At 68.4% G+C, this 26,699-nt stretch carries 16 protein-coding genes; 6 read left to right on the top strand and 10 right to left on the bottom strand.

Going from position 1 to position 26,699, the window contains the following annotated elements:
- Window positions 1–9: 9 nt before the first annotated feature.
- Entirely contained in the window at window positions 10–825 is an 816-nt protein-coding gene (locus tag WS64_RS17265; RefSeq protein WP_060010504.1) for a response regulator transcription factor, read from the bottom strand.
- Window positions 826–1,948: 1,123 nt separating this feature from the next.
- On the opposite strand from WS64_RS17265, the gene WS64_RS17260 reads away from it, so the two are divergent.
- Both WS64_RS17260 and WS64_RS17255 read left to right on the top strand, forming a co-directional pair.
- A complete protein-coding gene (locus WS64_RS17260) occupies window positions 1,949–5,542 on the top strand; it encodes a YadA family autotransporter adhesin (RefSeq protein ID WP_060967100.1) in 3,594 nt (1,197 codons plus the stop codon).
- A 346-nt stretch (window positions 5,543–5,888) separates the two neighbouring features.
- Window positions 5,889–6,296, top strand: coding sequence for a VOC family protein (locus WS64_RS17255; RefSeq protein WP_208606860.1), 408 nt, complete (start codon window positions 5,889–5,891; stop codon window positions 6,294–6,296).
- Between the two features lie 127 nt (window positions 6,297–6,423).
- Here the strand turns inward: WS64_RS17255 and WS64_RS17250 are convergent, their stop codons facing one another.
- From WS64_RS17250 to WS64_RS17240, 3 genes are all read right to left on the bottom strand, one after another.
- Window positions 6,424–15,027, bottom strand: coding sequence for an RHS repeat domain-containing protein (locus WS64_RS17250; RefSeq protein ID WP_060967099.1), 8,604 nt, complete (start codon window positions 15,025–15,027; stop codon window positions 6,424–6,426).
- A gap of 126 nt (window positions 15,028–15,153) precedes the next feature.
- A complete protein-coding gene (locus WS64_RS17245; protein WP_059577704.1) occupies window positions 15,154–15,477 on the bottom strand; it encodes a hypothetical protein in 324 nt (107 codons plus the stop codon).
- A gap of 126 nt (window positions 15,478–15,603) precedes the next feature.
- The gene (locus tag WS64_RS17240; RefSeq protein ID WP_059637675.1) at window positions 15,604–15,840 is read right to left on the bottom strand and encodes a DnaJ-like protein C-terminal domain-containing protein; all 237 of its coding nucleotides are present in this window, start codon (window positions 15,838–15,840) and stop codon (window positions 15,604–15,606) included.
- Between the two features lie 149 nt (window positions 15,841–15,989).
- Here WS64_RS17240 and WS64_RS34345 point away from each other — a divergent pair, with 149 nt between their 5' ends.
- Window positions 15,990–16,316: a hypothetical protein gene (locus WS64_RS34345; RefSeq protein ID WP_155720444.1), complete on the top strand. Its 327-nt coding sequence runs from the start codon at window positions 15,990–15,992 to the stop codon at window positions 16,314–16,316.
- 165 nt (window positions 16,317–16,481) lie between these two features.
- On the opposite strand, the gene WS64_RS17235 is transcribed toward WS64_RS34345, so the two are convergent.
- The gene (locus tag WS64_RS17235; RefSeq protein ID WP_060967098.1) at window positions 16,482–16,868 is read right to left on the bottom strand and encodes a MerR family transcriptional regulator; all 387 of its coding nucleotides are present in this window, start codon (window positions 16,866–16,868) and stop codon (window positions 16,482–16,484) included.
- Between the two features lie 86 nt (window positions 16,869–16,954).
- Between WS64_RS17235 and WS64_RS17230 the strand changes: the two genes are divergently transcribed.
- On the top strand, window positions 16,955–17,863 hold the full coding sequence (locus WS64_RS17230; protein ID WP_060967097.1) for an alpha/beta fold hydrolase: 909 nt from the start codon (window positions 16,955–16,957) through the stop codon (window positions 17,861–17,863).
- Between the two features lie 27 nt (window positions 17,864–17,890).
- Here the strand turns inward: WS64_RS17230 and WS64_RS17225 are convergent, their stop codons facing one another.
- The 3 genes from WS64_RS17225 to WS64_RS17215 are packed head-to-tail and all read right to left on the bottom strand — an operon-like array spanning window position 17,891 to window position 20,561.
- The gene (locus WS64_RS17225) at window positions 17,891–18,703 is read right to left on the bottom strand and encodes an ABC transporter ATP-binding protein (protein ID WP_060967096.1); all 813 of its coding nucleotides are present in this window, start codon (window positions 18,701–18,703) and stop codon (window positions 17,891–17,893) included.
- The gene (locus WS64_RS17220; RefSeq protein ID WP_060967474.1) at window positions 18,700–19,557 is read right to left on the bottom strand and encodes an ABC transporter permease; all 858 of its coding nucleotides are present in this window, start codon (window positions 19,555–19,557) and stop codon (window positions 18,700–18,702) included. Before WS64_RS17220 ends, WS64_RS17225 begins: the two co-directional genes overlap by 4 nt.
- A gap of 11 nt (window positions 19,558–19,568) precedes the next feature.
- Window positions 19,569–20,561: an aliphatic sulfonate ABC transporter substrate-binding protein gene (locus WS64_RS17215; RefSeq protein ID WP_060967095.1), complete on the bottom strand. Its 993-nt coding sequence runs from the start codon at window positions 20,559–20,561 to the stop codon at window positions 19,569–19,571.
- A gap of 352 nt (window positions 20,562–20,913) precedes the next feature.
- On the opposite strand from WS64_RS17215, the gene WS64_RS17210 reads away from it, so the two are divergent.
- Window positions 20,914–22,341, top strand: coding sequence for an MFS transporter (locus WS64_RS17210; RefSeq protein ID WP_060967094.1), 1,428 nt, complete (start codon window positions 20,914–20,916; stop codon window positions 22,339–22,341).
- A gap of 138 nt (window positions 22,342–22,479) precedes the next feature.
- Here the strand turns inward: WS64_RS17210 and WS64_RS17205 are convergent, their stop codons facing one another.
- Window positions 22,480–23,880 carry an LLM class flavin-dependent oxidoreductase gene (locus tag WS64_RS17205; RefSeq protein WP_060967093.1) on the bottom strand — a complete coding sequence of 467 codons (1,401 nt, stop codon included), beginning with the start codon at window positions 23,878–23,880 and terminating at the stop codon, window positions 22,480–22,482.
- Entirely contained in the window at window positions 23,877–25,136 is a 1,260-nt protein-coding gene (locus WS64_RS17200) for an acyl-CoA dehydrogenase family protein (protein WP_060967092.1), read from the bottom strand. Before WS64_RS17200 ends, WS64_RS17205 begins: the two co-directional genes overlap by 4 nt.
- Window positions 25,137–25,426: 290 nt before the next feature.
- Here WS64_RS17200 and WS64_RS17195 point away from each other — a divergent pair, with 290 nt between their 5' ends.
- Window positions 25,427–26,665 carry an SfnB family sulfur acquisition oxidoreductase gene (locus WS64_RS17195; protein WP_060967091.1) on the top strand — a complete coding sequence of 413 codons (1,239 nt, stop codon included), beginning with the start codon at window positions 25,427–25,429 and terminating at the stop codon, window positions 26,663–26,665.
- Window positions 26,666–26,699 lie beyond the last annotated feature (34 nt).

Raw genomic sequence — 26,699 nt, 5'->3', positions numbered from 1 at the left:
GCATCGGGCCTACGCGCGGCGTTGCGGCTGCCGGGTAGCGGCGCGCGCGCCCGTATCGCGCTGGCGCCGCCATTCGGTCGGCGTGATGCCGAACCGTTCGCGGAACGCGGTCGCGAAATTGGCCGGCGTGGAAAAGCCGATTTCCTTCGCGATGCTGGCGATGCTGAGCGTGGTCGAATCCAGCAGATCCTGCGCGATGCGCAGCCGTTCGTAGCGCAGATATTCGAACACCGTCTGGCCGAGATTGTCGCGAAACGCACGCGACAGGCGCTTCTCGTGCGTGCCGACCGCGCGCGCCAGTTCCTCCACCGTCGGCGGATCGTTCAGCCGGCGCGACAGGTGGCGAATGGCCGCGCGCACGATGATGTCGTCGTCCTTGCCGCCGGCGAACGGGTTTTCCGCCGGTTCCGGGTCGGCCGGCCGTTCGCGTCGCGTCCGCGAGAGCTGCACGCGAATCCGCGCGATCACCTCCGCTGGCTCGAACGGCTTCACCACGTAGTCGACGCCGCCGATCTCGAGCCCCTCGAGCCGCTCGTGCAATGCGCCGGCCACGGTCAGGAAGATGACGGGGATCGCGCACGTCAGCGGATCGGCGGCCAGCAGGCGGCACGCGGTGAAGCCGTCCATGCGCGGCATGCGCACGTCCATCAGGATCAGGTCGGGCATCAGCGCCTGCGCGCGCTGGCACGCCTGCGCGCCATCGAATGCGATGCTGATCCGGCATCCCGTGCTGCGCAGGATGTCGGTCAGCAACCGGAGCTGGTCGGGTTGATCGTCGACGATCAGGATATGCGCGTCGCTCAATGCGGAGATCGATGAAGGCATCGTGCACCTGTGGTGAAAAGGCGGTTGGCTGCGTTTCCGTGGGTGGCCTGCCCGGTGCGGAGGAAACGTCGGAGCCCGCTCTGTGGCGATGCATCCGTCGCATCGCACGCTCGCATCGATTCCGGCACGGGCGGACCCGCGCGGCACGCAACCGTTCGACGTATCGCGCGGCGTTCGCTGTCTGGATCGCCGAGCCGGTCGGGACGCGAGGGATTGCCGTGCTCGCGTCGAGATGGCCGCGGCTGCCGGAATCGGTGCGAGCGGAATTGTAGGAGCATATTTCGAATCCGACCAGCCATGGCGGCGCCATTCTCGCAATTCCTCCTTTTCGATTATCGAAAATGGCGGTTTCCGACAGGAAACATGAAGCGTCGATGCGCGTCGAGCCTCGTGGTTTACGCGTATTTTTCATCGTGAATGCGCACCTGCGGCCGGCTTGCCGATTGTCGCTTTCAGAAAAAACATCATTTGAATCCGCTTGAGCAAAGTATTTATCCGCCCGATAAAAGATCTGGATTAATTGCATTGTCGCGAAATCGTTTGCGGAATGGGTGTATTTATCGTAACTCATTGAATGTTTTGAATTTTACAATCTATAAAGAATGTCGCCTTTAATAATTCAGGCTCGTGTCTCATAATTCGTCCGAACTTTGAATGACGGGTGGAGCAGGGCAGCGCAAGCGGTGACGGACGTTGCCCGACCCGGGGGCTGCGCATCGATTGATGACGGTCCAGGCAAGGGCTCGCCGCACGGCAATGAAACTCCGGTTTCCGGAGATGAAATAAAAGAAGCGGGGTAGGTCGCGGTCGGCGCGGCAAAAAATCGGAGATGTCACGACGGCGGATTGAATCTCGGGATTCAGTCGGGGAAAAGCTCGTCCACAATAATCAATATGTATTCCTGATGAAGTTGTCGAATTAACGGAACGGAGCATCGATCCGGCGTCATGCCCGGGGCCCTCGAACGCCCTGCCGAAACCTGTGCTCGATACGCGTCGTGTCGACATGGCCGGCCCGGCGGCGGAATCCGTTTCAGAACCGAAGTCGCAATCGAAGTCGAAGCTGTCAATAAAAGTAAGTAGTCCGTATTCAAACCAGACGCTACACAACGGAGCAGAAGACCATGAAGAGGAAGCAGATTTCGGCGCTCGCCGCCGCGATGTTCACCGGCGCGGGCGTGCTGATCGCCGGCGCCGCCCACGCGGACAATTTCGTCGACCGCGGCAACCCGGACAACGCGCTGAACGGCCAGTGCATCGACGGCACCAACCCGCTGTGCGTGGCGACGAAGAACGGCAGCTACGTGGCCGTCAGCACCACCAACGTGACGCAAGGCACCAACGCGAAGGCCGGCGCCAGCGGCATCGCGATCGGCGACCAGTCGAACGCGGGCAGCAAGGGCAGCAGCGGCAGCGGCGGCGCGATCGCGATCGGGGTCGGCTCGCAGGCGCTGGCGAACTCGGCCACTGCGATCGGCACGGTGGCGGTGGCACAAGGTAATACGTCGCTGGCGGTCGGCCGCCAGTCGGCGGCGGTGGGCGATTTCTCGATGGCGCTCGGCAACGTCGCCGATGCGCACGGCACGAGCTCGATCGCGCTGGGCCACTCGGCGCTCGCGAGCGGCGACCGCTCGGTCGCGATCGGCGGTGCGAATCCGACGTCGAGCGACGGCGTATCGGCTGGCGCATCGTACGACGCGGCCACGCAGACGCGCGCCGGCGGCACGCAGTCGGTGGCGATCGGCGCCGGCGCGCAGACGAACGACAACAACCAGGTGGCGATCGGCTCGGGCAGCATCGGCGCGAACAACGGCGGCACGCCGGTGTTCGGCGGCACGGCCGCGCCGGTCGGCGGGGCGGTCTCGTTCGGCGCGCTCGGCAGCGAACGCCAGCTCAAGAACGTCGCGGCGGGCGCGGCCGATACCGACGCCGTCAACGTCCAGCAGTTGAAGAACGTGAACAGTACGCTGAGCACGGGCATCGGCAACGTCGACGCACGCGTGACGTCGGTCGGCAATGCGCTGTCGACCACGATCTCCAACGTCGACCAGCGCGTGACCAGCGTCGGCAACAGCTTGAGCACGAGCATCGTCACGGCGACGCAGAACGTCGTCAAATACACCGACGACTCGCATGCGGCGATCGCGCTCGACGGCGCCACCGGCACGACGATCGGCGGCGTGGCCGCCGGCGTCGCCGATACCGATGCGGTCAACGTCGGGCAGTTGAAGGGCGGCATCGCGCCGCTGCAGACGTCTCTTTCGACCGCGGCGTCGAACATCACGAACCTGCAGAACAGCGTGACCGGCATCAACGGATCGCTGAGCACGGCGGCATCGAACATCGCCGGCCTGCAGGCGGCCGATACGCGCAACGTGAAGTACGACGGCGCGAGCGGCTTCGACTCGGTGACGTTCGCCGGCCCCGACGGCACCACGCTGCGCAACGTCGCGGACGGCAAGGACGCGCACGATGCGGTGAACGTCGGCCAGTTGAACGGCGGCCTCGCGTCGCTGAGCACGAGCGTGACGAACAACCTGAGCACGACGCTCGGCAACCTGAGCACGTCGATCGCGAGCCAGATCGGCAACGCGACGAAGAACGCGGTGCAGTACGACGACGATGCGCACGGCGGTGTCACGCTCGGCGGCACGGGTGCAACGGCGCCGGTCGGCCTGCACAACGTCGCGGACGGCGTGGCCGCGAACGACGCGGTGAACGTGGGCCAGCTCGGCAAGGCGACCGACGCACTGAACCAGTCGATCACGGCGGTCGGCAACCAGGTGACGACGAATACCGGCAACATCGCGGCGCTCCAGCAGGACGCGCTGCAGTGGAACCCGGCGCTCGGCGCGTACGATGCGAGCCACGGCGGCCACGGCCCGCAACTGATCAGCAACGTCGCGGCCGGCAAGAGCGGCACCGATGCCGTCAACGTCGATCAGCTGACCGCGGCGATTCACGACGGGACGAGCCAGCTCGACGCGCTGGCGGTGAAGTACGACGATGCGAGCAAGCAGCAGGTGTCGCTCGGCGCGGGCAACGGCGGCAGCCCGGTGCGCGTGACCAACGTCGCGCAAGGCAACGTGGCGGCCGGCAGCACCGATGCGGTGAACGGCGCGCAACTGCGTCGCACGACCGACGGCGTCGCGGCCGCGCTCGGCGGCGGCGCGACGGCGAACGCGGACGGCTCGATCGGCGCACCGGACTACAGGATCGGCGGCAACGCGTTCAACAACGTCGGCGACGCGCTGACGAACCTCGACGGCCGCGTCGGCAGCAACACGACGACGCTCGCGAATCACGAAACGCGCCTCGGCAATGCCGAAACGAACATCGCGGGCAACACGGCCGCGATCGCCGGGCTGCAACAGGATGCGCTGCAATTCGACCCGACGCTCGGCGCGTTCAACGCCGCGCGCGGCGGTGCGCCGACGAAGCTGACGAACGTGGCCGACGGCAACCTCGCCGCGGGCAGCACGGACGCGGTCAACGGCGGCCAGTTGTCGGGCGTGAAGACCGCGCTCGAACAGCAGATCACGAACGTGTCGAACCAGGCCGGCGAAGCGGTGAAGAACGTCGTCAAGTACGACGTCGACCCGAGCGGCAACCGGCTGAATTCGGTGTCGCTCGTCGGCGGCGATGCCACGTCGGCGGTCGTGCTGAAGAACGTCGCGGCGGGCACCAGCGATACCGACGCGGTGAACGTGAAGCAGTTGAAGGACGTGCAGTCGAACCTGAACCAGCTCGGCGCGCTCGCGGTGCAGTACGACGACAGCTCGAAGAGCACGATCACGCTCGGCGGCGCGGGCGGCACGCGCATCACGAACGTGCAGGCCGGCACGCTCGGCGCGACCAGCACCGACGCGGTGAACGGCTCGCAGCTCTACGCGACCAACCAGCAGGTGGCGAAGAACACCACCGACATCTCGAACCTGCAAGGGAGCGTGACCAACATCGCGAACGGCAAGGCCGGCCTCGTGCAGCAGCAGGATCCGAACGGCGCGATCACGGTCGGCAAGGACGCGGGCGGCACGGGCGTGAACTTCTCGGGCACGGCGGGCGACCGCGTGCTGACCGGTGTCGCGGCGGGCGTGAACGACAACGACGCGGTCAACGTGGGCCAGTTCAACAACGCGCTGAAGAACGTGGCGGCCAACGACCGAATCCGCGCGGTCGCGACCGATGCGAACACCACGTGGATCGCACGTGCCGATGCGGGCGCGATCGGCTCGACGGCGACGGCAACCGGCAAGAACGCGGTGGCGGTCGGCCAGGGTTCGGTCGCCGATCGCGACAACTCGTTCTCGGTCGGCGCGAAGGGCAGCGAGCGCCAGATCACGAACGTCGCGGCCGGCACGGCGCCGACCGATGCGGTGAACGTGCAGCAACTGAACGACAACCTCGCGACGGCGTCGACGCAGGCGAAGGGGTATACCGACCAGCGCATCGGGCAGGTGTACAACGCGTTCAACGACCTGAAGAAGGACATGTACGGCGGCGTCGCGTCGGCGATGGCGGTGGCCGGCTTGCCGCAGCCGACCGGCGCGGGGCGCTCGATGGTGTCGGCGGCGACGTCGAACTATCACGGCCAGCAGGGCTTCGCGGCCGGCTACTCGTACGTGACGGAGAGCAACCGCTGGGTCGTCAAGGCGTCGGTGACGGGCAACGCGCGGTCGGACTTCGGCGCGGTGGTCGGCGCGGGTTATCAGTTCTGATGCGGCTTGCATCGCATTGAGCGATGCGCGGTGCCGGGCAACGCATGCGACGCCCGGCATCCGCTGTCGATCCGCGGCCCGGGATTCGTTCGCGAATCCCGGGCCGTCGCCGTTCGTCGTCGCCGGCCGATCGCGCATTTCGCACCGACGATGCCGTCGCGAATGCGAGCAGCGCCTTCCCCCGTGCTCGTCGCCATCCCGCAACGCCCGGCCCCGCAAGGGTTTCGCGCGCCCGCGGCGGAACGTCCAATGCGAGTTGTGGAATGCGAGCTTGCGCTCGTATTCTGAAGTCCTCGGGCGGCACGGCATGGGGCCTGCGCCCATCACCGCATCGGAGCACGCGACAATGACCGACACCACACAGACGATGAAGCTCAACCACCTGAGCTTTCCCTCCGCCGACACGCTCGCGACGGCCCGATTCTTCGAGCGATACCTCGGCTTCACGATCGCGGGAAGCTGGGACAAATCCTGGATCCTCAAGCGCCCGGGGTTCGACGTCGTGATCGATCACGTCGGCGACGGCGTGCCCGCGTGGCCGACTAATTTCCACGTCGGCTTCGAGCTGCCGAGCCTCGATGCCGTGCAAGCGCTGTTCGCGCGCTTCAAGGAAGAGGGCGTCGCGATGGAGACGGACGTCTTCAACAACGGGCGCGGCTCGCGCTTCTTTTGCCGCGCGCCGGGCGGCGTGATGTTCGAACTGAACACGCGCGCGGATGCGGCGCCGGAATATCAGGACACCTTCGACGACTGACGCGACGCGGTTGCGGCCGCGCATGGGCGTGACCACGGGCAGAAGGTGAAGCCGCGCAGTATGCCCGATGCGCGACGGCCGCTAAGCGGCCGTCGTCGCTCGTCGCTCGTCGCGACGTGTCGCGCCGTCAGCGCGGCTGAAAGCGGATCCATGGCGTCGAGTTGTTGGTCGGATAGACCACCCACCAGTGCGCGTACACGTCGACCCGCAGCTCGTTGGCCAGCGCCTGCGCGAAACCGAAGCGGCCTGCCATCCCCGCGAAGCAGGTGACGAGCTTGATCGGCCTGCCCGACGCCGCGGGAAAGTTCGTATCGGCCGCGCCGTAGCCCTGCGCGCGCAGGAACCGCGCCAGCGTGGACGCGGAGATCGGCCGGTTGATCTGCACGCCGTTGTTGCCCGTCCACTCGACCATCGCGCTGCGCGAGATGCCATGCGTCGCCACGACGTCGACGTCGAGGTTGCCGATCCGGGTGAGATTCTGCGCGAACTGCTGTCGCTGCAGATCGGTGGTGAACGCATCCCACCTGCGTTTCACGCTGGTCGTGACCGGATCGTTCGGCATCAGGATCCGCACCTTCCCGACCAGGCCGCTCTGGCCGGGCTCGCTCGGCAGGCCGGGCGTGTTCGGCGGCGGATAGTTCGGGATTTCGCCGGCGTTCTCCAGCGGCGTCGGGTTGACGCCGAGCGATTCCTTGCCGGTGAAGAACGTGAGGTGCGCGCCCGCCGCCATCAGCCCGGCGCCGCCGCCCGCCACCGCGCCGATCGCGATGTTCAGCGCGGTCGCGCGGCTGAAGAACGGCTGCCCGGTCATGCCGGCCGTCACGCCGGCCCCGGCCGCCCCGCCGGCCACGCCGCCCGCGATGCCGGAGACGAGCGACACCGACAGCGTGGTGGCTACCTTGCCCGCGCTCAAGCCGAGCGCCGCGCGCGCGGTCAGTGCGCCGGCGCCGCCGCCGGCCAGCGCGCCGGCCGCGCCCGCCGCCGCGCCGGCCAGCGCGTCGATGCCGAACTGCTTCCAACTGATCTGGTCGCCGGTGGCCATGCTCATGAGGTCGCCGGCCATCGACCCGACCGCGCCGGCCACCACGCCCACCAGGATCGCCGCGCCGATGCCGGTGCCGAGCAGCACCACGCCGGCCACGCCCACCACCAGCGTGACCAGCGCGCCGACGATGATGCCCCACACGTTCATGCCGCTCGGATCGGTGAAGACGAGCGGGTTGTTGCCGACATAGACGTACGGCGACGGCGTTTCCAGCATCGGATCGACGCTGAGATAACGGCCGTATCCGGGGTGGTAGAAGCGCGCGTTGCAGTCATAGAAACCGGAATCCGCGTCGTAGTTGTGGCCGGTAAACAGCCGCGGCCACGCAAGCGGCGCGGCCACGAGCACGGTGGGCTGGCCGTATACGTCGTACTGCCACGCGCCGACGGTCTCGCCGCTCGCGTCGAGCAGCACGCGCACACTGCCGAGATGGTCGAGCAGCCCGAAGTAGAAGCGCCCGTCGTGCCATGCCACCTGGACGTCGAGCGCGGCGATGAAGCGGGTCGGCTCGATCGCGCCGTTTGCCGTATCGATCACGACTTCGCCGTCGGGCATCGACATCTGGAAGCGCTGCGTGGTCGCGCCGCCGCTCGTGCGGGTCAGCGCCGCGCGATTGCCGTCCGCGTCGCGCAGGATCGACAGCGACACGCCCGGATTGGCGTAGCTGACGGGGCGCCCGGTGCCGGCGTCATAGCCGATCTGCCAGCGCGCCGCACCGGCGCCGTCGCTCGCGCCGACGATCCCGCCCGCATGGTCGTACGCGAACGTGGTGGTGTCTTGCGCGGCCGTGTAGCCGGTCAGTCGGTTGGTGCCGGCCGCATACGTGTAGCCGGCCGAATCGGCGCCGCGCGTGTGCCGCTCGAAGTTGCCGTTCAGGTCGATGTCCCAGCGTTGCGCGTCTGTGCCGGCACCGAACGCGGTCAACTGGCCGAGCGAATCCATGGTGGTGCAGGCCGGCCCGAGCGACCCGCCGGGCACGTCCGCCGTGACGGTCTGACTCGCGACTTCGCCGTTGTAGTAGCCGCCGCCCTGACAGGCGCCGGTGTCGTAGCCGAGCGTTTCCCTGAGCACTGCCCCAGCATCGCTGAGGGTGGGCCAGCCGGGCGGCGTGTACGCGAAGCGCCGGGACAACATCGCCGAACCGTTGCCGTCGGGCAGCAGCCGGGTGAGCGCCGGCTTGCCGTTCGGCTCGTACTCGTGCGCGATCAGCACGGTCGTCGTGCCGCCGGTGTCGGCCGCGACCTCGAGCACGCGGCCGAGCGGATCGTAACGGCGCAGGCTGACGAGCCCCGTGGCCGAATCCGTGCTCGACAGCAGGTTGCCGCCGGCCGACCACGTATTCGCGATGACGCAGTCGCCCGCGGGCATCCCGGCGAATTGCCGGCGCCGCGCGAGCACGCGCCCGGCCCGGTCGTACGCGACCGTCTCGGTCAAGGCGGCCAGCCCGGCGTTGCCCTGGTTGACTTCGACCTTCCAGAGCCGGCCGACGAGATGGTCGTCCTGCGTCGCATCCGAGCCGTCGCCGTCGTAGTGGCGGCGCACGCTCCAGGTGGGCGGCGACGGCGGCCAGTCGGGGTCGTCGGCATGCTGCTGAAGCTGCGTGCGATCCCACGCGACGGCGAAGGTGCCTTCCTCGATCACGCGGCTCAGCGTGTCGTATTTGCGATAGGCGACGTAGCCGCCGTTCAACGCATTGCCGTCGGCGAGGAAGCGCATCAGCCCGGCGCTGCTGTAGACGATCTGCGTGGTGCCGCTGTCGGGGTCGGTCGAGCTGAGCCGATGCCCGGCGAAGTCGTATTCGGCGGTGCTGCTGCCGGCCGGCACGGTTTTCGTGCCGGCGCCACCCGCCGCGTACGACGCGGGCGGCACCGACGCGACGGTGCGGCCCTGCGCGTCGTGGATCTGGCTCATGCGCCAGTCGAGGCTGTCGTCGGTCGCCGAGTTCTGCACGACGCGGCCGATCAGGTGCTCGGCCGTGTCCGACCAGGTTTGCGTGAGCGCGCCGTTGGGATCGACGTCCACCGTCAGGTGGTATTCGCCGAGCGGCAACGGGTACGCGAAGCGCCCCGCATCGGTATTGACGCCGTAGCCGCGCGTCGCGTAATGCGTGTTGCCGGGCCGAATCGCATAGTCGTAGCCGGGCTGGCCGAACGCCACCGGCCGGCCGAGCGGCGCGTTTTCGTACGCGGTGCGCGAGAACGGATAGCCGCCGGCATCGGGGTGCCAGGCAGCCAGCGCGCCCTCGAGCGGCGCGCCTTCCCAGAGGCTGCCGCCGGCGCCGCCGTTGGTCACCAGGCCGTCCTGGTAGACGAACAGCGCCTGGGCGCCGGACACCGTGACGCGGCTCGTGAGCGCCTGGATCGCGCTGTTGCCGCGCTCGTCGTACACGCCGGTGTCGAGCACGGCGCTATCGGCCGATTCGAGCTTGAGCGTCTGCAGGCTGCGCGCGAGGCCGTCCCGGTACTCGACGCTCAGGCCGACGTCCTCGGCCACGGCCAGCGCCGAGAAGCTGCCAGGCGCCGTCATGCCGAGCTGCAGGCCGAACGGGGCGGCGACCGCGGCGTCCGCATATTCGAACACCTTGCGCCCGTCGGCGAAGAACAGCACGCGGCCCGTCACGGCCACCAGCAGCCATTCCCGTGCGGCGGACGCGCCGCTGTCGGATTGCAGCAGCACCGCGTTCGCGCCGTCGAGCCGCCACAGACGCCAGCCCTGCGCCTGGCTGAAGCCGACGAACCACGTGCCGGTGCCGAGCACCGCGTCGCCGAGCGTGGCGCGATCGACCAGCACGCGCGCGGCGATGCTCGTCGCCGCGAAGCCGGTGCGTTCGAGCCGCGCGCCGAGCGGCCCGCCGGCCTCGCCGTGATAGCTGAGCAGGCCGCCGCCCGCGGTCCAGTCGGCCGCATTGCCCGACGCGGCCGTGTAGAACGCCAGCGCGCCGTTGCAGAAGCCGTCGTACACGCCGGTCCCCTGGCCGGTGACGTTGATCGCCGCGTTCGGCGTGGCGCGCGGAAACGGGGCGGCCGGGCCGATCGTCGTGTCCTGCGCGGCGAACCAGGTCATGCTGATCAGGCTCGGGTTGTCCCAGGGGCCGACCGTTACGGACGGCTCGGCGAACGGGTTGTAAAGCGTGCGCGAGCGCACGCCGTTCGGCGCGGTGGTGCCGAGCGTGCGCAGCCGTGCGCCGTCGTAGGCGATCGACTGGAACTGGCAGTCGAGCGGCGTGAAGAACACGTCGTCGAGCCGCAGCCAGGCCGCGCCGCCCGCCGGCAGTTCCGCCTGAATGCCGAGCGTGACGGCGGCGTTCGCGCCGAGGCCCAGCGACGACGGATCGACGGTCCATTGCTGCGGTTGCCACTGGCCGGCGGTGGGCGCGAGGCGCCGGCTCACCTGCGCGCCGCCCGGCGCGGTGAGCGTCAGCGTCACGGTGAAGTCGCGCGCGGTCGCGCCGGGCGGGCTCTTGAACCAGAGGCCGAACAACTGCCGCGCGCGGCCGTCGGTCAACGTCACGGCGCGGGTGAGCGTCGCCGACGCGGTGATCTGCAGGCACGCGGTGCCGCTGGCCGCGTCGTCGCGATAGACGGCCGCGCCGGCCGGCAGGCTCCAGGTCGGCCGCTGGTAATCCTCGAAACTGTCGTACGCATTGCCGCTGGCCGAATTGACGAAGCCCGCGATCCGAAAACGCCCCGCGTCGTCGAACAGCGAAGCCATCGGCCGGCCGGTGACGTCGTGCGACAGCAGCACGTTGCCTTCGCCGTCGCGGGTGTCGATACGCTCTTGCAGCAGCCAGCCCGCGCCGGGCTGGCCGCCGTTCCACGCGGCGAACGGCGGCGCATCCGCGTCGACCGCGACCCAGCTGTCGGCTTCCGCCAGATAGGTGGTGCCGTCGTCGCGGGCCCAACTGCGGAAGGTCTGCGCTTTCGCGGCCTGCAACAGCCAGCCGCCGTCCGCCTGCACCCGCGTCGACGCACTGGCCACCGGCGCGAGAATGTGCGCGCTCCACATCGCCGGGTAGACCTCGAAACCGAACAGCGACGTGCGCTGCGTGACGTTGAGCTCGCCCCGGCTGTCGTAGTAGGCGGTCTGCACCGTGGCCGGATAGCCCGAGGCCGCGTTGTACGCATAGGTCATGGTGCGCTCGACGCCCTGCAGGCTCTCGATCGACGTCGCGATCTGCGGCACGGCGTCGTAGAGATTGCGCAGCGCGGTGCCGTTCGCGTCGCTCGCGACCTGGTCGGTGTAGGTCCAGTCGCTGGTGGTGGACGACAGCAGCGTGCCGTCGCGGTCGTACACCGAGGTCGACAACAGCAGGCCGGCCGCGAGCGAATACGCGTCGTCGACGGGCGCGGCCGTACCGCATGCGCCGGCACGGACGCGGCAATCGTCCGGCAACTGCAGCGTGCGCGCGGGCAGGCCGTTGTAGAAATGGCTCGTGGTCCAGCCGTAGCGCTGTGCCTGCGGCGTCTCGCACGCCTGGTATTCGGACACCGTCGAGAATTGCACGATGCTGCCCGACGGATCGGTGTTGGCCGACACGTCCGCGTACGCATAGCAGCGCAGCATCGTGTCGTAGCCGCTGTCCATCGCCAGCGCGGTCACGACGAAGGCCGCGAGCGGCGCATGCAGCGAGTGATTCGCATAGCGGTGCAGCGTGACGTGGGTCGATGCGTCGATCTCGTTGCCCGACGGGAAGGTCACGAAGCCCGACGGAATCGCCGGCAGCTTGCCCGAGATGGCCGTCTCGTACTGCAGCGTGCTGTTGAGCAGGCGGAACATCTGCTGCCCGGGGAACCGCTCGACCACCGGCTCGCCCTGCGCGTCCCGCAGCAGCCCGCCGTTGCTGAAGAAGCGCACCTGCGTGTCGAGCGGCGCGCCGTCGGCGTCGAGCGTCATGAACGCGAGGAAATCCGGCGCCTGGTTGATGACGGTCGTGCTGTCGAAGCGATCGACGGTGATTTCGCCCAGCCGGAATCCGGCGAGCGGGTTCCACGCGGGCCAGACCGAACGGCCGTAGAGGTCGCGGTTCTGCGACAGGAATTCGCCGGCCAGCGTCGGGAAGCCCTGCGTCTCGCGATCCGCGGGCGCCGGATCCTCGTCCTGCAGCACCTGGGTGACCCAGGGCGTGTCGGCATCGGGATCGAAACTGTCGAGCGCGGAGTAGAGCGCCGACGTCGTGTTCTCCGTCTTCAGCACGCCGAGCGGGTCCCACGCGTACCAGTAGAACTGGCGATTCGCGTCGCTGCCGGGCGGGTACTGGATGCCCGCGAAGTGGTAGGACCAGCTCACGCCGTCGAACACCAGCACGTTCGGGCCCGAGCCGATCAGGCTGTTGCCGGTGATCACGGGGCCGAGCGTCTGCATGAACGCGGGCGACAGGTTCGTGAAACCCGGGCCGTCGAATACGTCGGGCAGCGGGCGCAACGCGAGGTTGCCGTAGTCGTCGTCCCACGCGGGCACCGCCAGGCGGTAGTCGAAGGCCTTCACCACGCCGCCCGACGACGCATAGCGGTCGATCCACGCGGCTGCCGCGAACCCCTGGCCCATCGACAGCTGGAAATACGACGTGGCGCCGACGGCCGGGATCGTGATTGCGTCGGTGTCCAGCGTGCTGCCGAGCCGCCACGCGAGCGTCGCCGCATCGCGGACCATCAGGCTGAACCGGCCGCGCGCCGTGTCCTCGTCATAGCAGAACACCAGATAGTGATTCGTGGCCGCCGCCACGTACGATTGCGTATTGATGCTGCCGGACGGGCAGCACGTGCCGCTCGCGAGCGCGGGCGCGACGTCCCAGCCGCGCGTCTGCCAGTTCAGCGCGTAGCGGTCGACGCGGCGATCGTCGTTGTCGATCACGACGAAGAAGTCGGCGCCGTTGGCGATACGCAACTGGCTGCTGGCGTAGCGGTACGGCGTGGGCGCGCCGGGCTCGCCCGCGAAACGCCAGTCCGCGTTCGCGACCGGCCGGCGCGACGCGAGATAGAGCGTCGATTGCGTGTCGTCGAGGCTCGCCAGCACGAGCACGAAGCTGTCGGCGCTGGTCGTGGCCACCGTCCGGTCGAGATCGAGCGCGCCGTCGAAGCGCTGCCAGTCCGTCCAGGCCGGAATCCAGCGGCCCAGCCACGTGTAGACGTTCAACAGCAGCGCGTTCTCGCTGGCCTCGTACCACGCGACGACCACGTAGTCGGCGCCGTACCAGATGCGCGGCGCGCCCGGCCGGCTCGCGCCGAACGGATTGTCGACGGTGAGATTGCGCGAGCCCGGATCGACGTTCTCGTCCGCGCCCACGTCGATCTCGGCGTACGTGTAGCGCAGCACGCCGCCGGTGGGCAGCGTCATCGACGTCATCGCGCCCGGGTTCGGCGCGCCGCCGGCATCGAAGTTGTAGTCGAACGCGATGCCGGGGCGGGCCGCGCCGCCGCTGAAGGTGTCCGTCACGCTTTTCAGATAGCGTTTGTAGCAGGCGCCGGTGGCGAGCGGATTGGCGGCGTCGCGCGGCGCGAGAAGGGTCAGGTCGTACCAGTCGAAATCGAGGCGCGTCTGCTGCGCGCCCGAGCCGTCGATCACGTCGACGTGGTCGAGATAGCGCGTCTCGTAACGGTCCTGCCACGCGTTCGGCTTGTCGCCCGGCACCTGGGTCGGGTCGCCGTGCGCGGCCAGGTATTCCTTCGGCGCGTCGAGCGAGCGGGTGTCGTAGGTCATCGGCTGCCACGCGAACCGGCACGACCAGCCGAGATCGTTTTCCATGCTCGCGATCTGGCATTCGCGCGTGTAGGTCAACGTGCCGTCGCCGACCGCCTGCTCGATCGTGCTGTACGAAAATTCGATCCAGTGCCCGAGCGTGTTGCGCAACTGCGCGAGATTCCACGCCACCGCATAGCGCTGCTGGTTTTCCGCGCGGCGGCTCGGGCCGACCCAGTTGCCCCAGCGGATGCCCCACTGGATCAGGTTGCGCGCGGCGGCGGCCGCATCCGAGCCGCCGTAGGTGGCGACCGTGCCGTCCGGGCGGACGACTTCCCAACTGTCCCAGGCCGGGTAGTGCGTGATCTGCCAGAACTGGTAGGGCGCCGTTTCATAGGACTGGCCGTCGGTGGTCACGGCGATCGTGCCGTCCGCTTGCCGGCGCAGCAGATGCGAGCGGCGCAGCGGCGCATCGTGGAGACGCCACTCGCCGGGGCGGCCGGTGGGCGAGACACGCGCGTCGCCCGACGGGCGCCAGCCGTGTCGCTCCAGCGCGGACGCGAGTGCCGCCGGCACCCGCTCGCTCGCGAACGGCGCCGCGCTCGCGGCGTCGTCGAACGCGTCGGCGGCCAGCGTGCCGCGGCCCCACGCCGTGGGGATCGGCACGAGCTGCATCGCCTGGCCCTGGCTCATCAGGTAATACTGCACGTCGAGCGGGCTGCCCGTGCCCTGCGTTTCCGAGACGATGCGCTCGAGCGGCATGCTCCAGCCCACGCCGAGCGCGCCGCTCGGGTTGGTGAGGTTCCATTGCGAGACCTGGTCGGTGACGTTGCTCTGGTACAGCAGGGTCAGGTCGAACGCCAGCCCGCCACGCGCCGGCAGCGTCAGCAGCTTGAGCGGGAAGGCGAGATTGCCGCGGAACAGGTTCACGGCGGAACCGAAGCTGCCGGCGTCGAACTGGAGCACGCCCAGGGCGGGAATGTCGGCCTGCTGGCTGGCGCTGGTGGACATGGCGACTCCTCGAGAAAATGGTCCCCGGCCCGAACGCCGGGCGGAGGACCACGAAAGGCACGACCGCAAACCGGGCAATGGAAACGACGCCGCCGCCCATCGCGGCGACGCGGCGGCGAACGCCGCTTATTGCGCCCAGGCAATCACCGACGCGATCAGCGAGCAACTGCTCGGATTGAGCTCGTTGCTGCTGTTGTCGATCAACTGGAGCGAGCCCGTGATGGTCACCGTCGGCGAATTGTTCTGCGTCTGCACCTGCACGCTCGCGCCTACCGTGCGCAGGTGGTGGTCGGTGTTGCCGAACGAGACCGAGTAGCTGGCCACCGACGCGCCGGCCGCAATCACGTTGGTCGGGAAGCTGTAGGTGGCCTGGGCCGTGATGACGCCCGAATCGGACGGCTTGGCGTCGCTCAGGGGAATCGAGATGTTCTGCACGTAGACGGACGGCATGAAAGACTCCTGTCGATCGGTAAGGTGGGGAAGACACGCTGCGCGCCGGATGACGCGCACGGGCCGTGCGACTGCCGATTGCCAACTGCCGCGGCGCGGCGGCCCGTCCCGCGCGCGGAACGCGGTTCAGGGCAGGGTGACGCCGTGAGAATCGTTCTCGCCGGTCACGCCCGACTGCGATTCGCTGTTGCGGGTCCAGAAGATGTACAGGTACTTGCGCTCGCCCGGGGCCGGATCGCCCCATTGGTTGCTGGCCGTGAATACGCGCTGGCCGTTCTGGTAGGCCGCCGCCACCTGGCTCGTGACATCGATGGTCGAGTTGTAGACCCCGTAACCGGCACTTTCGATCGTCGTGGTACTCATTTTTATTCCTTCATCAATATATGAAATATCGAAGCGACAGATTTAAGAAAATCCCGAATTGATAATGCATCGCCGGTGAAATTCGGGATCCACCGGATTTTTAAAATGGATATTCCGCGAACATGCCGTCTCGCATTGAAACCCGACGCATGAGCGATGCGATTCGGGTGGGCGACGCGCGTCACGGCACCGCCCCGGTTCTATCGGAAAACCGGCGGCAGGCCTGCGGGGTCGGATGGCTGAATGGCGGGAATCAACCGCCAGGCGGCGGTTTGGTGGTAGCGGACATGGACGTGGCCCCCGGTCGGATCAAGCCTGTTTTACTTCTCGGTCTTGCATTTCGCCGACGCGTATTGCTGCGCGCCGCTGCAAATGCAACTCTCAGTCCTGTTTTTCGTCGTGCGGTTTTTCGTATTGCATCGATTGCAATGGCAGTAAATACCACGCGATTCGGCATGTCAAGGATGCGTTTATGAAAAGCGTTCGTAATCGGCGGTAATTGAATATGCCCGTTTTTTCGGTGGATCGGCGGGCGTGGTGTGCGCGCCGTCGCCGGTCGCGCATTCTCGAACGATGCCGATGTGAAGCGGGTGCCCGAAGGGCGACGCGGGGGCTGCTTCGTGCCGGTGAACGCCGGCGCCTCAATCGAGCGGCGGCACCGCGCCATCCTGCAAGGTCTTGATGAGCCGCGCACGCCGCTTTTCCAGATCGGCGATCTGACGGTCGATCGCTTCGAGGCGTTCGCGCTGAACCTCGGTGATCTGATCGCACGAACGCGCGCCCTCGATCAGCAGCATGCAGTCCGGAAAGCCGCGAATGTCGTCGAGGGTGAAACCGGTCGCGATCATGCGCTGGATCTGTCTGACCTGCGTCACCGCGTTGTCGGGGAACAGGCGGTAGCCGTTGGCCGCGCGCACCGACGCGAGCAGGCCGTGCTCGTCGTAGTGCCGGATCGAGCGCACGCTCGCGCCGGTGAGCTGCGCGAGTTTGCCGATGGTCAGCAGGGGCTGCGGAGGCGGGTTTTTCATGCACGGCAGGTTAGCACGATTCGCTTGACTCTCACATCAGTGTGAGGGTTGAGACTGTGCGTCCGTTCATGCCTGGAGGAAAAATCGTGACTACCCGAGTGCTGATCCGCTGGCTGCTGGCCGTGGTCTGGTGGGCGACGCCGTTCGCGTTGGCGTATGACGCGGCGGCCGCGCCGCTCAGCTATACCGTGACGTCGACGGACGGCGTGAAGCTGGCCGTCCAGGAAAGCGGCGACCCCGACGGCCTGCCGGTCATCCTGATTCACGGCCTGCTCGGCAGCCGCCTGAACTGGGACGCGCAGCTCGAGAGCCCCGAGCTGCGCGGGTTCCGGATCATCACGTACGATCTGCGCGGCCACGGGCTGTCGGACAAGCCGTCCGGCGCGCGGCCGTATCGCGACGGAACCCGCTGGGGCGACGATCTCGCCGCGGTGATCGACGGCGCGCATGCGCGCAAGCCCGTCGTGGTCGGCTGGTCGCTCGGCGGCGTGGTGATCTCGAACTACCTCGCCAGATACGGCGACCGCGCGATCGCGGGCGCCGTGTACGTCGACGGCGTGGTCGAGCTCGCGCCGGGCCAGATCGTCGATCACCCGGACGTGTACCGCGACATGAATGCGCCGGACCTGAAAACGCATCTCGACGGCGAGCGCACGTTCGTCGGTCTGTGCTTCAACCGCCGGCCGGATGCCGCCACGTTCGAGCGGTTGCTCGCCAATGCCGCGATGGCGTCGTGGGACATGCAAAAGGCCATCCCGACGATGTCGGTATTCGCCGCGGCGGGGCTCGGCCACGCGCGCGTGCCGCTGCTCTTCATCTACGGCGGCCGCGATGCACTGGTCGATACGCCCACGACGCTGGCTCGCGCGGCCGAGCTGAATCCGCGCATCGCCAGCAAGGTGTATGCGGAGTCGGGGCACGCGCCGTTCATCGAGGAAGCTGAGCGGTTCAATCGCGATCTGGCTGCGTTCGTGCGATCGGTGTCCGCCCGATGAAGTCGTGTGCGGTGCGGGCCGGCGATGTCAGTCCGGCGTGGCCGGGATCCCCGCCGTGTCGCCGGCCGCGCGATCGTGAAAGCGCTGGAACGCATCGAGCAGCCGCGCGCGCAGCGCGGCCAGCGATGGATCGCGCCGATCGCGCGGCCGCGCGACGTCGACGTGGAGTTCGTCGTCGACGCGGCCCGGGTTCGGCGCAAGCATCAGCACGCGATCGCCGAGATACAGCGCCTCGTCGAGATCGTGCGTGACGACGATCGCGGCCATCCGGTGCCGCTGGACGACATCGAGCAGCAGCGTCTGCAGGCGCATCCGGGTGATCGCGTCGACCGCGCTGAACGGCTCGTCGAGCAGCAGCAGATCCGGCTCGCCGAACAGCCCGCGCGCGATCGCGGCGCGCTGCGCCATTCCGCCCGACAACGTGGCCGGCAGTTGCCGCGCGACGCCGGCCAGACCGACTTCGTCGAGCAAGCGCGCGACGCTCGGGTCGCGTCCGCCCCGCGCGCCGGCCGCGAAGCCGACGTTGTCGGCGATCGACAGCCACGGCAGCAGCCGCGGCTCCTGAAAGATCACGCCGACGCGCGCGGACGGCCCGGCGAGCGCGCTGCCGTCGAGCGTCACGCTGCCGCGGAAGTCCGCGTCGAGGCCGGCGACGATCCGCAGCAGCGTGCTCTTGCCGCAACCGCTCGGGCCGACCACGCAGACGATCTCGCCTGGCGCGACCTGCAACGCGACGTCGGCGAGGATCGTGCGATCGCCATACAGCTTGCGGGCGATCCGCAGGTCGAGCAGCGGCGCGGCGAGGCCGGCCGCCGGGCGGCCGGAAGGAGATGTGCTCATTTCACGCCCTCGCGCGGCACGCCGTCGAACGGGTCGCGCCAGCCGAGCCAGCGCGACTCGATGCGGCGCATCGCGCCGTCGGTCAGCTTGCCGAGCAGCGCGAGCAGCAGGATCGCGCCGAACACGAGATCGGGGCGCCCGGTTTCGCGGCCGTCGCTCAGCAGGAAGCCGAGGCCGCGCGTGGCCGCGATCAGTTCCGCGGCGACCATGAACATCCACGCGAGACTGAGGCCGGTACGCAGGCCGGTGACGATCTGCGGCAGCGCGGCCGGCAGCAGGATCCGGCGGAACAGCGCGAGCGGGCCGAGCCGGTATACCGCGCCGAGCTCGACGAGCTTGCGGTCGACGTCGCGGATGCCGGCGACCACCGCGAGGTGAACCGGAAAGAACGCGCCGATCGCGATCAGCGTGATCTTCGGCGCTTCGTCGATGCCGAGCCACAGCAGCAGTACCGGCACCCATGCAAGCGACGGAATCGCGCGCAGCGCCTGGAACGTCGGTTCGAACAGCGCGTCGACTCGCCGGCTCAGGCCCATCGCCGCGCCGACGACGAGCGCGAGCCCGGCGCCAACCGCAAACCCGGCCACCACGCGCAGCGTGCTCGCGCTGATATGGCGCGCGAGCCGCGCGGCGCCCATCCGCGCCAGCGTATCGAGAATCTCGCTCGGTGCCGGCACCAGATGATCCGGCAGCCAGCCGCGCCGCACCACGACCTCCAGCAGCACGAGCGCGACGAACGGCAGCGCGAGGCCCGCGATACGCCATGCGCGCAGCGGGTCGCGCCGGGCCGCGCGAGGCGGCGAGGCCGGCGGGTGCGACGCAAGTGCGTCGCCGCGCGCGGTGGTGTCGGTCATCGGCAGCACGCTCAGTGCGATGCGGCGACGATCGGGCGCGCGAACGACGGGTCGATCAGCGTATCGACGATCTTCGCGGGATCGACGCCCGGCTTGGTCAGTTGCTCGGCCGTCAGCACGGGCGCCGCGGCTTTCAGCGCCGCGCGCTGTGTGTCGCCCGGCACCGGGTCGCTGAAGTCGTTGCGCTGAAGCTGAAGCTTCGCGACCGGCAGCGACACCTTCGATTCGTCGGCGACGATCCGTGCGGTCTCGGCCGGATGCGCGACGATCCACTGGCGCGCGCGGTCGTACACCTTCAGCACGCGCGCGACCGCCTGCGGATACTGGCCGGCAAACGCATCGCGAACATTCAGGAACCCGTACGTATTGAATGCGACGTTGCGGTACAGCAGGCGCGCGCCGTCGTCGAGCTGCGCGGCGGCCATGTGCGGATCGAGCCCGGCCCACGCATCGACCTGGCCGTTCGCGAGCGCGGTGCGGCCGTCCGGATGCTGCAGGTTGACGATCTCGACGTCGTCGCGCGTCAGGCCGACCGTGTGCAGCGCGCGCAGCGTGAACAGGAACGGATCGGTGCCGCGCGTCGCGGCGATCTTCTTGCCTTTCAGGTCGGCGAGCGAGCGGATCGGCGAATCCTTGCGCACCACGAGCGCGGTCCATTCGGGGCGCGAGAACACGTAGACGGTATGGATCGGGTTGCCGTTCGCACGGGCGAGCACCGACGCCAGGCCCGCGGCCGAGCCGAAATCGACCGCGCCGCTGTTCAGGTATTCGAGCGCGCGATTGCTGCCGAGGCTCAGCACCCAGCGAATCGCCGTGCCGTCGGCCTTGAATTCGTCGTCGAGCCAGCCGAAGTGGCGGATCACGAGACTCTCGGGCGAGTAGTACGCGTAGTCGACGCGGATTTCGGCGGGCGCCGCCGCGTGGGCCTGCATCGATGCGAGGCCGGCAAGCGCGGCAACGATGAGGGCCGCGGATTGCCACGCGCGGGACCAGAACGGCTTCATCGGGGGATTCTCCGGAAGAGCGGCGACGCGCCGCGAACAGGCAGGTGACCGGCTAATGTAACGAAGCGCGGGCGATCCGTTAACGAAGAAATCCGAGATTGCACATGCGTGTCGCTGCTAAGCACGGCCCGCGCAACTTTATGACGCACGCCGATTAATTTATCGGTTTATATCGCTTGGGATTGCCGGGTCTGGAGAACAGAATTTCCGGTGCCGGCAAGCGACGCATTCGACGACGGCCGGAACGCATTCGTTCGACGGCCCGGGCCGCGATGCCCCTGTCGCGGCGCCCGGCATCCTGCAAACTTCGCCGCTCATTCGCCGGCCATCCGGCGATACATTAAGGAATCCGATGAGTTCGATCGACCTGAGCCCCGTTACGCCGGTTTCTTCCCCCATCCGCTCGGCCAGCGACGTCGCGCGCCTGATCAACACGGTCGACAGTTCGGTCAGCCATGCACGGATGATCGTGCTGCTGGCGCTCGGCGGCGTGTTTCTCGACGCGTACGACCTGACGACGCTGTCCTACGGCATCGACGACGTGACGCGCGAATTCGGGCTGACGCCCGCGCTGACCGGGCTCGTCGGGTCGGCGATCATGATCGGCACGATCTTCGGCAGCCTGATCGGCGGCTGGCTGACCGACCGGATCGGCCGCTACCAGGTGTTCATGGCCGACATGTTGTTCTTCGTGGTCGCGGCGATCGCGGCCGGGCTCGCGCCGAACGTCTGGGTGCTGATCGCCGCCCGCTTCGTGATGGGGCTCGGCGTCGGCATCGACCTGCCGGTCGCGATGGCGTTTCTCGCGGAATTCTCGAAGTTCAACGGCCGCGGCAACAAGGCGTCGCGGCTCGCCGCGTGGTGCCCGATGTGGTACGTCGCGTCGTCGGTGTGCTTCCTGCTGATCTTCGGCCTGTACTTCCTGCTGCCGGCCGAGCATGCGGGATGGCTGTGGCGCGCGTCGCTGATCTTCGGTGCGCTGCCGGCGCTCGTCATCATCCTGTTCCGCAACCGCTTCATGAACGAATCGCCGCTGTGGGCCGCGAATCAGGGCGATCTGGCCAACGCCGCGCGCATCCTGCGCCAGTCGTACGGCATTCACGCGCACGAAGCGCAGGACGTGCGACGCGAGCCGGGCCCGCCGCCGGTGCGGATTCGCGTGCTGTTCCAGCGCCCGTATCTCGGGCGCACGATCGTCGCCAGCGTGATGAACCTGTGCATCCCGTTCGAATACACGGCGATCGCGTTCTTCCTGCCGTCGATCCTGTCGCAATTTCTCGGCGCGGGCGTGTTCGAGACGATCGCGGCATCGCTCGCATTGAACGTGCTGTTCGCGTTCACCGGCGGCTTGCTGGGCATGCGGCTCGCGTATCGCCATGCGTCGCGCCACGTCGCGATCGCGGGTTTCGCGCTGCAAACGGTCGCGCTCGTCGCGCTGGCACTGGCGGGCCATCCGCACGGCGCACTGGCGGTGGGCGTCGTGCTGCTGATGCTCGGCACGTGGCTGTTCGCCGAAGGCTTCGGGCCCGGTGCGCAGATGATGATCTATCCGACGCTGTCGTATCCGGCCGCGATCCGCGGCACCGGTGTCGGCTTCGGGCGGTCGCTGTGCGGCATCGGCCAGGCGCTCGCGCTGTTCGTGCTGCCGATCCTGCAAGCCCGCCTCGGCACCGACATGTTCTGGGTCGTCGCGATCAGCGCGGTCACGCCGATCGTGTTCCTGCTGATCGTGAGGTATGAACCGACGGCGCACGACGTCGACGACGAAAGCGCGGCGTAAGCGCTGACCGGGGCGCTCGCCGTTGCCCCGGAAAATACGCACGGCTTCGTCGGACTGCACGAAGCCGTTTGTGCCGAAGCTGAAGCCGGTCGCCGCGCGAATGCGGACAGCCCGGCTTCGACGTTGCTGGACGTGCCGTTAAGCGCCGACCGTTTCCCGCTCGGCCGCGCGCTTGACCTGCTCGATATCGCGAAACCGCGCGGCCGGATGCTCGTCCGGCAACCGCGCCGTGCCGCCGAACAGTTTTTCGCGCAGCGTTCCGGGCGCATACGCGCTCGGATACACGCCGCGCCGCTGCAACTCCGGCACGAGATGGCGCACGATGTCCTCGAAGGTTTCATGCGCGACCGCATACGCGAGATTGAAGCCGTCCACGTCGGTCGCCGCCACCCATTCCTGCAGGATGTCCGCGACGGTCGCCGCCGACCCGACGAACACCGGGCCCATGCCGCCGATGCCGCCCCAGGCGGCCAGCGCCTCGATCGTCCACGCGGTGTCGCCGCCCGACAGGTGCTCGACCGCCGACACGATCGCGTTCGTGTCGACGCGCCGGACGGGATCGGTCGGCGCGTACTGGCCGAAGTCGATGCCGGTCCAGCCGGACATGAACACCAGCGAGCCGTCGTACGACACGTAGCGGCGATACTCGTCGAACTTGGCCTGCGCCTTCTCGTCGGTCTCGTCGACGATCACCGTGACGAGGTTGTAGATCAGCACCTTCGCCGGGTCGCGCCCGGCGGCCGCGGCCTGCGCGCGCACGTCGGCCACGTAGCGCGCGAGCTGGTCGCGGGTCGGCGCGGCGACGAACACGCATTCGGCGTGCCGCGCGGCGAACGCCTTGCCGGGGTCCGACGCGCCGGCCTGGAACAGCACCGGCGTGCGCTGCGGCGACGGCTCGCACAGGTGATACCCGGGCACGTCGAAGAAGCGGCCCTTGTGGCCGATCTCGTGCACTTTCTCCGGATGCGTGAACACGCGGCCGTCGCGGTCGCGCACCACCGCGCCGTCTTCCCAACTGCCTTCGAACAGCTTGTACAGCACCTCGACGTACTCGGCCGCGACCGCATAGCGGTCGTCGTGCGTGCGCAGCCCGTGATCGCCGACGTTCTTCGCGCCGCTCTCCAGATACGACGTGACGATGTTCCACGCGAGCCGGCCCTTCGTGTGATGATCGGCCGTCGACAGCCGGCGCGCGAACGTGTACGGGTGCTCGAACGTCGTGGACGCGGTGATGCCGATGCCGAGATGCTCGGTCGCCATCGCGATCGGCGCGGCCAGTTGCAGCGGATCGTTGACCGGGATCTGCGCGGCCTGGTGCAGCGCGTGATAGTTGCTGCCCTTGTACACGTCGTAGTAGCCGATCACGTCCGCGATGAAGATCGCATCGAAGATCCCGCGTTCGAGCACGCGCGCGAGGTCGGTCCAGTAGTCGAGATCCTTGTACTGCCACGAGCGGTCGCGCGGATGCGCCCACAGGCCGGGCGACTGGTGACCGACGCAGTTCATCTCGAACGCGTTGAAGCGGATGGTCTTGCTCATCGCGCGGCTCCGGTTTCCGCACCGCCGCCCGCACCGTTACCCACGCGCCACACGAACGGCGGCGTGCGGCCGTTGATGATCCAGTCGCCGACGATGCGCGCCTTGTACACGAGCGGATTGTGCGACGACACCGTGCGTGCGTTGCGCCAGTGGCGATCGAGCGCGGTCGTGCTGCGGGTCGCGGACGCGCCGAGCGCGTCGAACAGGCGCGTCGCCGCGCGCAGCACGAGTTCGGACACGACGAGCTGGCTCTGCGCGGATTCGATTTCGGCCGCGACGTTCGCGGCCTGCTCGGCCGCTTCGTCGCCGCCGAAGCGCGCTTCATAGGCTTGCTGAAGCGGCTGTGCGGCGCGCAGCGCGAGCGCGTCGGCCGCGTACGCCCATGACGCGATCTCGCCGATCACCTGCTGCAGCTGTGCGTCGTCGCCGGCACGCTGCGCATTGCCGTGACTGTACACGCGCGTGCGGTTGCGCACGAGCTCGCCCGCGTCGCGCACGATCGCGTGGCCGATACCGGCCAGCGTCGCGACGTGGAACAACTGGTAGAACGCGGTCTGGTATTTGAAGCGGCGCGCGAAATCGATCACGTTGTCCGCATCGACCGCCGCGTTCTCGAAACGCGTCGTGCCGCTGCCGGTGGTGGTCTGGCCGAAGCCGTCCCAGTCGTCTTCGCGGATCACGCCCGGCTGCGCGGTCGCGACGGCGACGATCACGTCGCTGCCGTCGTGCGCGCGTTGCGCGAACACGTCGATCCAGTCGGCGAACAGGCTGCCGGTGCTGTAGAACTTCCGGCCGTTCAGCACGAGCCGGCCGTTGTGCTCCGACACCTTCGTGACGGTCTGGCCGAGCGGCACGTCGCCGGCTTCCGACCACGCATTGCCGACGAGCTGGCCGCTCGCGAAGCGGTCGAACCAGGTCGTGCGCCGCGGCCCGGCCGGCGCATTGAGCCAGTCCTCGACGAACGCGAAGTGCCCGCGCAACGCCTGCGGCAAATTGGAATCGGCGGCCGCGAGCTCGGTCAGCAGCCGGAACAACTGCGGCAGCGATGCGCCGGCGCCGCCGGCGCTCACAGGCAACCGTATCGCGCCGAAGCCGGCCGATTTGAGCCAGCCGATCGCCTCGTGCGGCAGTTCGCGGCGGCGTTCGCGTTCGGCGGTGCCGGCGGCGATGCGCTCGAAGATCGGCCGGAACCGGCGCGCGAGCGCATCGTAATCGGTACCGGTGGAAAGGTCGGGAACTGCGTGCGATGAAGTCATGCGGATTTCCTCGAAGGGCGTGGCCGTTTGCGCCGGGAGCCCAGTATAGGAAGCGCGACGCGGGCGTTCCAATAACGGATTCTCGGATCGTTATCGTCGCTGCGTATTACCGTCGCTGCGCGACGCGTATCGACGTTCCGGCATCGATTGCGACGTCAAAACGCGCAATCGCCTTCGCCATTCGCGCATCGTTTGTTATCCAAAGGAATATCGTTTCGAGAATCGCTCGGTTTTCCCGCCCGCGCGGCGCTGCTAGATTGAGCGCTTTCACCATTCGACAGGAGAGCCTGATGTCAGACACGAGCGCGACGATTCAGGAACGGCCGGCCGATGCACGAGCGCAGGCGGCCCGCGTGATCGCCGACGATGCGGAGGCGATCGAGGTCGCGCATGCGCTGGCGCAACGTCTGGCGCAAGGGGCCGCCGAACGCGACCGCGAACGCCGCCTGCCGCGCGAGGAAATCGAATGGTTCTCGCAGTCGGGGCTGTGGGCGATCACGGTGCCGAAGGCATACGGCGGCGCAGGCGTATCGCATGTGACGCTCACCGAGGTGATCAAGATCGTCGCCGCGGCCGATGCGTCGCTCGGGCAGCTTCCGCAGAATCACTTCGGGCTCGTCGACGTGATCGCGCTCGTCGGCACCGACGCGCAGAAGCGTCATTTCTTCGCCGAAGTGCTGAGCGGCAAGCGGTTCGGCAACGGCTTCTCGGAGAAGGGCACGAAGCACGTGCTCGACCTGAAGACGCGCGTGCGCCGCGACGGCGACGACTATGTCGTCGACGGCACCAAGTTCTACTCGACCGGGGCGCTGTTCGCGCACTACGTGCCGGTGCTCGGGCTCGACGACGCGCGGCAGGCATGGCTTGCGTACGTGCCGCAGCCGACGCCCGGGTTGACCGTGATCGACGACTGGTCGGGCTTCGGCCAGCGCACGACCGCGAGCGGCACGGTCGTGCTCGACGCGGTGCGCGTGCCGGCGTCGCACGTGCTGCCTGCGCAGCGCGTGTCGGACGTGCCGACGCTCAACGGCCCGCTGTCGCAGATCATCCAGGCGGCGATCGACGCGGGTATCGCGAAGGCGGCCATCGACGATACGCTCGCGTTCGTGCGGACCCGCGCGCGGCCGTGGGTCGACAGCGGCGTCGAGCGGGCCGCGGACGACCCGCTGACGATTCGCGAAATCGGCCGCCTGCACATCCAGCTGCATGCGGCCGACGCGTTGCTCGAACGCGCGGCGCGCACGCTCGACGAGATCACGGCAAAGGGCGACGTGACCGAGGACGACGTCGCGCGGGCGTCGGTGGCGGTGGGCGAAGCGAAGGTGCTGACGACCGAGGTCGCGCTGCTCGCGGGCGAGAAGCTGTTCGAGCTGGCCGGCACGCAATCGACGCTTGCCGAGCACAACCTCGACCGCCATTGGCGCAACGCGCGCACGCACACGCTGCACGATCCGGTGCGCTGGAAATATCACCTGGTCGGCAACTACTATCTGAACGGCGCACGCCCGGCGCGCCATGCGTGGAATTGACACGCGGGCGGCAAGCGGCTCGTCCGGCCGCCGC

The sequence above is a fragment of the Burkholderia anthina genome, from assembly GCF_001547525.1.
Classification (GTDB): domain Bacteria; phylum Pseudomonadota; class Gammaproteobacteria; order Burkholderiales; family Burkholderiaceae; genus Burkholderia; species Burkholderia semiarida.
Note: the sequence above shows the minus strand (reverse complement) of the source record. Positions and strands in the feature narration are given on the sequence as shown.

Excerpts from the sequence above, each read along its gene's own strand:
- WS64_RS17265 (WP_060010504.1), bottom strand. The coding sequence starts at position 825 with ATGCCTTCATCGATCTCCGCATTGAGCGACGCGCATATCCTGATCGTC.
- WS64_RS17260 (WP_060967100.1), top strand. The coding sequence starts at position 1,949 with ATGAAGAGGAAGCAGATTTCGGCGCTCGCCGCCGCGATGTTCACCGGC.
- WS64_RS17255 (WP_208606860.1), top strand. The coding sequence starts at position 5,889 with ATGACCGACACCACACAGACGATGAAGCTCAACCACCTGAGCTTTCCC.
- WS64_RS17250 (WP_060967099.1), bottom strand. The coding sequence starts at position 15,027 with ATGTCCACCAGCGCCAGCCAGCAGGCCGACATTCCCGCCCTGGGCGTG.
- WS64_RS17245 (WP_059577704.1), bottom strand. The coding sequence starts at position 15,477 with ATGCCGTCCGTCTACGTGCAGAACATCTCGATTCCCCTGAGCGACGCC.
- WS64_RS17240 (WP_059637675.1), bottom strand. The coding sequence starts at position 15,840 with ATGAGTACCACGACGATCGAAAGTGCCGGTTACGGGGTCTACAACTCG.
- WS64_RS34345 (WP_155720444.1), top strand. The coding sequence starts at position 15,990 with ATGAGCGATGCGATTCGGGTGGGCGACGCGCGTCACGGCACCGCCCCG.
- WS64_RS17235 (WP_060967098.1), bottom strand. The coding sequence starts at position 16,868 with ATGAAAAACCCGCCTCCGCAGCCCCTGCTGACCATCGGCAAACTCGCG.
- WS64_RS17225 (WP_060967096.1), bottom strand. The coding sequence starts at position 18,703 with ATGAGCACATCTCCTTCCGGCCGCCCGGCGGCCGGCCTCGCCGCGCCG.
- WS64_RS17220 (WP_060967474.1), bottom strand. The coding sequence starts at position 19,557 with ATGACCGACACCACCGCGCGCGGCGACGCACTTGCGTCGCACCCGCCG.
- WS64_RS17215 (WP_060967095.1), bottom strand. The coding sequence starts at position 20,561 with ATGAAGCCGTTCTGGTCCCGCGCGTGGCAATCCGCGGCCCTCATCGTT.
- WS64_RS17210 (WP_060967094.1), top strand. The coding sequence starts at position 20,914 with ATGAGTTCGATCGACCTGAGCCCCGTTACGCCGGTTTCTTCCCCCATC.
- WS64_RS17205 (WP_060967093.1), bottom strand. The coding sequence starts at position 23,880 with ATGAGCAAGACCATCCGCTTCAACGCGTTCGAGATGAACTGCGTCGGT.
- WS64_RS17200 (WP_060967092.1), bottom strand. The coding sequence starts at position 25,136 with ATGACTTCATCGCACGCAGTTCCCGACCTTTCCACCGGTACCGATTAC.
- WS64_RS17195 (WP_060967091.1), top strand. The coding sequence starts at position 25,427 with ATGTCAGACACGAGCGCGACGATTCAGGAACGGCCGGCCGATGCACGA.